Source organism: Schwartzia sp. (in: firmicutes) (assembly GCF_978017985.1).
Genome location: NZ_CDXDFU010000183.1, coordinates 26,250 through 32,963, shown reverse-complemented (window position 1 = coordinate 32,963; position 6,714 = coordinate 26,250). Strand labels below are relative to the sequence as shown.

Below are 6,714 nucleotides of genomic sequence, written 5' to 3'. Positions count from 1 at the left end.
GCGCCCGAGGACGCAGGTACCTGTATCATTTGATTAAGCTTCGTCTGCCGTGTAAACACTGACCTGACGGTTGTAGCGGCCCTTACGCTCGAAAGCGACCTTGCCTGCCACCTTTGCGAACAGCGTGTCGTCACCGCCGATGCCAACATTGTGACCCGGGTGGAAATGCGTGCCTCTCTGACGAACAAGAATGCTGCCTGCCGTTACCATAGTACCGGCCTGCTCCTTAACGCCAAGGCGCTTTGCCTCACTGTCACGGCCGTTACGCGTGCTGCTGACACCTTTTTTATGTGCAAATAACTGTAAATCAAATTTGAACATCATGCTGTTTCACCTCCTGTGAACCATGATTCGGACGGCATCCGGATTCGCTTCGTGAATCGCCGCGAATCCTAAATGCATCGTCTCAAGTACTGCTTGTGTGAGATCATCGGGCTCGCCCCTGAGCTTCATGTGCAAGTCACCACTCGGATTGACTGAATAGTCCATATCCCGATGCAAATGCTCGCCTAATCCCAGAAGAGCGGTCTGTGCCAGACTCGAAATGCCCGCACAGACGATATCCCTTCCCCGTTCTGCCGTGCCGCTGTGGCCGTAGACACGGTACTCGGATATCTTCCCGTCCTTGTTGCGAAAAACGTCTATGTTGATCATAGGCGATTAAGCCTCGATCTTCTCGATAACGACCTTCGTGTACGGCTGACGATGACCCTGACGACGGCGATAGTTGCTCTTAGCCTTGTACTTGAAGACAAGAATCTTCTTTTCCTTGCCCTGAGCCTCTACCTTGCCCGTGACCTTCGCACCCTCAACGACCGGCTTGCCGACTTTAACATCGCCGTCTGCTACGACTGCGAGAACTTCGTCGAACGTTACAGCGTCGCCTGCCTCAGCGTCCAGCTTCTCAACGTAGATAACTTCGCCTTCAGCAACCTTGTACTGCTTGCCGCCTGTTTGGCTGATAGCATACATATTTCTTACACCTCCCGTTTGTTTACTCGCCAACTTCGGTACGGAATAACCGTTTTGGGAACCTCGCTGTGCGGTTGGGGCTAAGCGGCATAAGCCGCTTAAACATAGTCAGGCGCGCTCTGCACCTAACCTAACGTATAGTATCATACTCCAATCAGCTTGTCAACGAATTTATTTTACCAATCAAAAACGGCAGGCACGAAGCCTGCCGTAAACATCAAACCGAAAACATCAGCTGCGGAGCGCAAACTCATCTCCCGCAAGAACGAGAGCAAACTCTCCGAAGCCCGTATCAACCACCAGCACAAGCTGGAAATTCCCCTCAGGCACGGAATTTTCACTTACCCTCGGCATATCCAGGTCAATCTCCATATCGTCTCTTGCGGCATCAACCGCAAAAAGTCCGTTGACCACGTTCAAAAACTCGCAGATGCAGTCAACCGCCAGAGCATCTACACTCTGAATATCCTCATGACTGTACCTGCGCGCCATCTCAAGGAAAACCTCGTCCTTTGCATAGACGCCCGTCACCATTGATACCCCGCCCAAAAGACGCTGGGAAACAATATGTGAAAGCTCCGCTGACTCATGAATAGGCTCGCACGTATTCACCACGACTGTCGTATCCATAAAACGCTTCAGCGAATGAATGAAAAGCTCACTGAATGCTGCGTAACGGTCGGCTTCCATCTCAAGCCCCGTCTCCAAAGCTCTCTTTTTCACAACAGTCCGTATCGGTGAAACCTCAAGAGCATCGTACGCCTTGAACAAATCTGCAAGCTCCGCAAAGGTTATCAGCTTCCTGTCAAGAAGAACCTGTGCGAAAGCCAGATCCTCATCACGCACGGCCGAACGGAGCTCCTCCATCTGCACCGCGCTGAGCAGCCCGTTCTTTCCTGCTTCACGCAGGAATCCTTCGCCCGAAGCATCACCTTTTATGGACGCTATCTGCTCTGCGGACAGCATACCCTTTCGAAGAGCTGTAATCGGAGTATCCGCTTTATTCTCGGCAGCATTTTTAAGCAATTCAAAAATATCTGTCTGTGTGATTTTGCCTTCATTCAGAAGATACTGTGCAAAATACCCGCTATTCATCTTACTCAGCCTTCTTTCGGATTGCAGCCAGTGCCTTCTTTATCTGTTCAGACGTATATGGCTTCTGGATAAAATCAAGCGCTCCCATCTTTAAGGTTTCCATCAGCTTCTGCGGCGTTCCGGCCGAAGAAAGCATAATGACCGGCATCTCCGGGTTCACCTCCCGAATTGCCTGAAGTGCTTCGATTCCACCAACTTCCGGCATAACAATATCAAGGAAAATACCGTCCGGCTTTTCCTGGAGGTCTTTCATAACAGCTTCTTTTCCGTTCTCTGCTTCTATAACCTCACAGCCCAGCCCTTCAAGCTCAGCACGCAGTTTTTTCCGCAGAAGCTGTGAATCATCTGTAATAAGGATCTTCAATTTCCTTTCCAAACAAAACGCCTCCCTCGAAACATTATTTGATTTATTATAACGCATTTGTTCAAGTTTTGCCACAGGCAAAACTTCTTCTGCCAGCGTTTGCGCAACATTATCTTCAGATCAACAGAATAAAAATAGGGCTGTGATTTTCACAGCCCCGTAAATATTACCCTTTAGCTTCTTCTTTTGCAGAAGCAGATGTTTTCTCAGCACCTTTTTCTACAGCAGTCTCAGCAGATTTATCTCCTGCCTTTTCATCAGGCTTTTCTTCTGCCTTTTTCTCCGAAGCATCAGCCTTTTCTTCTGCCTTCACAGCAGCTTCCGTGTTTTCTTTAGCTTCTTCAGCCGCTGTTTCGACAGGGTCTGCCGCTTTTGCATCGTTCTTTACCCCGGCATTTGCCTCTGCTTTGGAACTATCTTTTACATCTGCTTTTTTCTCACTCTTCGACAGTCCTGCTTTTTTCAGTATATCATCCAGCTTGAACTCTACGGGCTTCTTCTCAGGCTCCGGCGCGTCCTTGGACACGTTCACCATAGCATGAATGACATTGTCGATTACATACTTCGTCGACAGCCTGCCCATAGGCGGTTTCTGCGGTTCTTTCGCAGCGTCCGGATTCTTTTCCGCTTCTTCCTGAGCCCGTATTGCTTCCTTGATTGCTTTCTGCTGCTCTTTTTCGGACATTACAGGTGTGGAGCCCGGCTCAATAATGATTTCATTGTTTGCAGGGGTTTCCATAAGATTTTTCAGCTGGTCCTCTGTGGTGACATCATTATCATCTGCGGTGACAGTTCCCTGTCCCTGCATTGCCGCCAAAAGCTGCTCTACAGATACGAGTCCGCCGCCATGTATATCAAGATGAAGTGCTCCTTCGCGCTGTGCCTTCGGAACAGTAAACGGAACTGTTACCGTCAACTTTTCTGCACGGTAAGGCTTCATAGTTATCTTAAAGTTCACGGTATCTCCCGGGCGCACCTCAGGACGGTCCGGGATTGCGGATACAAGCGAAGCCGTGCGGCGTTCTGCCGCAGAGGAAATATCTACGTTGATATCAAGGACATCTGCTTCTTTTTCTTTATCGCTGCAGATAAGGCTCATTGCCTGTCCCAGCTCACCGAAAGCGGCCTGCCCTACATCAGCCGCGCCGTAAAACATATTTGTGCGCTCTACTTTTCCGTCAGCCACGGCATTTGTACGGACGGAGAAATGCACCTCCACCGTACTCTCGCCCGTTGTGTCAACTGTACGGCCCAAAGCCGCATAGGAAACCGCCGGCGAAAGTACCGGCAGGAAATCTTCATCATAGGCCATAGTCGCGGTGTAGTTCTCATCACGTCCAAGAGTCTCATCTTTTACATTGATGCGAACAGGAACAACAGACGGGAATATACCGATTTCGCCGGAGATACCTGCTCCGCGGTCCTGGCTTATGCGTCCGATGATATGGTCAGTGTTTGCAAACTTCATTCCGTCGCTGACACCGTTTACCATGCCAAGTATCGTCGCGTCTGTCATGAAATAGTTCACGTTGCCGCGGTGAAGGAACGGATGTCCGAAGCCCAGGACACGTCTGCCGTCTACAGCTGTGACAGTGCCTGTTGCGGCAACAGCAAAGTCCCCGTACATGACTGCCGCGCCGACAGCCTCTCCCGGCTCAAGCACCGCGCCGTATTTTGTCGTAGCGCCTCCTGAGGTAATACCGCCGAAGGATTCTGCCTTAAATCCGATATTTCCAAGCCCTTTCTGAAGCATGGCAAGGCTTCCCTCACCGAATCCGCTTACCATAAGGCTTCCCTTATAGACCGGCTCTTTTCCTGCCGAGGGATATTTCTTTTCCGTTTCAGGTTTCTTTATGTTTTCGGACTTTGCCGCAGAAGCATCTGAGGTCTCTGTTTTTTTGTCGTCCCCGTTTTCGCTCTTTGCGGCTTCTGCCTCAGCTTTTTTCTTATCCTTTTCCGCCAGCTCTTTTTCTATTTTCTCGCGTTCTTCGGCCGCTTTCTTTATATCAATGACCTTTACGCGTGTCTTGTTCTTTTTGTCCGGCATATCCCAGATAGGGAGCATTTCCTCAATCGGGGTAATAAGGAATGTGTGCGGATCCATGTTGCTTACGGTGGCGGATGCCGCGCCAATCAAAAGCCCGTCAACGTATACGGGGCTTCCGCTCATGCCCTGCATCAGACCGCCGTCCGTATCGGCAAAAGGACCGTCGCTGCGCGCAAGAATATACGGCATGGTACCGCGGCCAGAGCGCATGACTCCGAGCACCTCAAGCGAAAAGCTTCTGAGCTCTCCGCTGCTGTCTACCACAGTGTAGAGTGTGCCCTGCATTCCTTCCGCAACCTCCTGCAGAGGCATAATATCAGGCATAGCATATACACTCGATGCCCCAACCCACAAAGGCACCGATAAAGAAATAGCCGCCAGCGCCCGTTTCAACGACTTATACAATAAATACACCCCATTTATTTTTTATCTATACGTGCAACGACAACACCGGCAGCGATATCATCGCCTTTTTTGACACAGGTCTCACTTACCACCCCGTCAAATTTTGAACGCGCGGCAGCAATCTCTCCTCCTGAAAGGGCGGAAATACGCACAAGCTCGGTTCCTTCCTGCACTTCACTGCCTTCGGGAATCACCCACGTCACTTTCCCGCCTATTGCAGCGTTTACTGGAACCGGTGTAAAATGCCAGACCACCGCTCCCACCGCAGTCAAAAGGAATAATGCCGCCGCCAGATAGATTCTTCGCATTGTTATCCATCCCGGTTATAAATTACTTTCTTTATTATACAGCCTTAACTTCAGTTTTGCTATATAGAAAACCTTAGTATTTTAAGCAAAATCAGCTTCTCTTTTATTTTTTCAGTACCGCCAGCGCGCTTCCTACTTTGCGCTCTGTTCCGTCCGAGGGACTGTTCAGTATCTGTCCTCCGAGAACCATTTCACTTGAGCCGCCGCCGTCAAAGTTGATTGCTTCCTGAGCTCCGAATTTTACCAGAAGCTCTGCAAATTCGTCAAGTGTGCAGCCTATGCTTGAAGCCTGTCTGCCGTCTACCACAGCCAGCAGCATATGCCCGTTCTTCATTATTGCCGCGCCTGTTCTCGGCGCTCTGCCTTTTGTTATATCCGACGGAAAACTCTCATCTGTTACGTTGACTTTACCGTTGCTCACCAGTGTCGGACCGGCACCGAAGATTATCGGCACGTTTGCCCACTGTGCGCCCAGATCCTCAGTAAGTGTTACAGTATCTCCTATACGGACCTTCGAGAATGCGTTTTTCGATGTTCCGTGTACGGAAATGACATAACCGTTCTTCGGTATAGGTGAATTGCTCTGCCGTATATCGGCAACTCGTCCATTTCGGACGATATATTCTTTTCCGAATTGATTCGTCCCCGTAGTAGCGCTGTAATAGCTGTTGTAAATTACGAGTCCGTTCTCTCCGCGTTCCGCGTTTACTCCGGATACCTGCTGAGTGACGTTTCCTATTGTTACCTTTCCGTCATAGTATACAGGCGCAACAAAAGCCGCTCCGCTTGGGCGGATGCCGAGGGCGCTGCGGGTAAAGTATGTTGTTCCCACCACTGTTCCGTTTATGCGCATGGTACCGAGTATTTCACCGCTTTGAGCGAAGTAGTTCGCATTTACTGCAGCAGCCGCGTTCACACGGTCAGACATGCCGCTTACGGTATCGCGTCCACGAATCTCTCCGTTGGCGAGCACCGGTACCAGCTTATACTGCTTCGTATCTACATCCAAAAGGTACGCGGTCAGAAGCCCCCGTCCGTCCTTTCGCCGATAGGTCGTTAAATTTAATCCCGGTGCCGGCTGTCGTGTGTCTTCTTTTTCATACTCCTTGCTGAAATTAATATAGACGCGGGCCGGATTTTTAAGAGCCTTAACATCATAATCCGCAGGCTCCGTTAAATCAATGAGTACAGCTATTCCCTTATCTGTATTTTGGAATGTTACCTTGCGTATGAGGCTGCTCTTTACCTGAGGCTTTGTTTTCATCGCGTCGGTAAGATTTGCAAAGGTCAGTACAACGCGCAGTCCTCCCTGCTCCGTTTTGACATCATATTGCGGGAAGCCGGTGCTCCCGAAATCAAAGACAATACGGTCTCTCTCGGTACCGCTTCCGAATCGGATATTTGACAGGGCCGGTTTTGCCGCAGCCAAAGCCGCTGTCTGGATTATGAACATAAGAAGCACGCACAGCACAGCCGCGCGGTTCATTATTCTTTTTGCTGATTCCAACAGTATCTTCCTCTCC

At 50.0% G+C, this 6,714-nt stretch carries 8 protein-coding genes; all 8 read right to left on the bottom strand.

Features of this window, described 5'->3' with window-relative positions:
• Positions 1-33: 33 nt before the first annotated feature.
• The 8 genes from rpmA to ACY69O_RS08010 all read right to left on the bottom strand — a co-directional run bounded on the left by rpmA (position 34) and on the right by ACY69O_RS08010 (position 6,698).
• Positions 34-321, bottom strand: a complete 288-nt coding sequence (rpmA, locus tag ACY69O_RS08045) for a 50S ribosomal protein L27 (protein ID WP_072936281.1) — start codon at positions 319-321, stop codon at positions 34-36.
• A 9-nt stretch (positions 322-330) separates the two neighbouring features.
• Complete coding sequence (locus ACY69O_RS08040) at positions 331-654, bottom strand: ribosomal-processing cysteine protease Prp (RefSeq protein ID WP_462332951.1); 324 nt, start codon at positions 652-654, stop codon at positions 331-333.
• 6 nt (positions 655-660) lie between these two features.
• A complete protein-coding gene (gene rplU, locus ACY69O_RS08035; protein WP_462332950.1) occupies positions 661-972 on the bottom strand; it encodes a 50S ribosomal protein L21 in 312 nt (103 codons plus the stop codon).
• A gap of 231 nt (positions 973-1,203) precedes the next feature.
• Positions 1,204-2,067, bottom strand: coding sequence for a hypothetical protein (locus ACY69O_RS08030; RefSeq protein ID WP_462332949.1), 864 nt, complete (start codon positions 2,065-2,067; stop codon positions 1,204-1,206).
• Position 2,068: 1 nt separating this feature from the next.
• Complete coding sequence (locus ACY69O_RS08025; protein ID WP_462332948.1) at positions 2,069-2,443, bottom strand: response regulator; 375 nt, start codon at positions 2,441-2,443, stop codon at positions 2,069-2,071.
• Between the two features lie 154 nt (positions 2,444-2,597).
• Entirely contained in the window at positions 2,598-4,883 is a 2,286-nt protein-coding gene (locus ACY69O_RS08020) for a SpoIVB peptidase S55 domain-containing protein (protein WP_462332947.1), read from the bottom strand.
• A gap of 14 nt (positions 4,884-4,897) precedes the next feature.
• Positions 4,898-5,191 (bottom strand): acetyl-CoA carboxylase, encoded by a 294-nt coding sequence (locus ACY69O_RS08015; RefSeq protein WP_462332946.1) that lies wholly within the window; start codon positions 5,189-5,191, stop codon positions 4,898-4,900.
• Positions 5,192-5,294: 103 nt separating this feature from the next.
• A complete protein-coding gene (locus ACY69O_RS08010) occupies positions 5,295-6,698 on the bottom strand; it encodes a phosphodiester glycosidase family protein (RefSeq protein WP_462332945.1) in 1,404 nt (467 codons plus the stop codon).
• Positions 6,699-6,714 lie beyond the last annotated feature (16 nt).

What these genes read in the sequence shown, in the direction of transcription:
- rpmA (WP_072936281.1), bottom strand. Translation starts at nt 321, where the DNA reads ATGTTCAAATTTGATTTACAGTTATTTGCACATAAAAAAGGTGTCAGC.
- ACY69O_RS08040 (WP_462332951.1), bottom strand. Translation starts at nt 654, where the DNA reads ATGATCAACATAGACGTTTTTCGCAACAAGGACGGGAAGATATCCGAG.
- rplU (WP_462332950.1), bottom strand. Translation starts at nt 972, where the DNA reads ATGTATGCTATCAGCCAAACAGGCGGCAAGCAGTACAAGGTTGCTGAA.
- ACY69O_RS08030 (WP_462332949.1), bottom strand. Translation starts at nt 2,067, where the DNA reads ATGAATAGCGGGTATTTTGCACAGTATCTTCTGAATGAAGGCAAAATC.
- ACY69O_RS08015 (WP_462332946.1), bottom strand. Translation starts at nt 5,191, where the DNA reads ATGCGAAGAATCTATCTGGCGGCGGCATTATTCCTTTTGACTGCGGTG.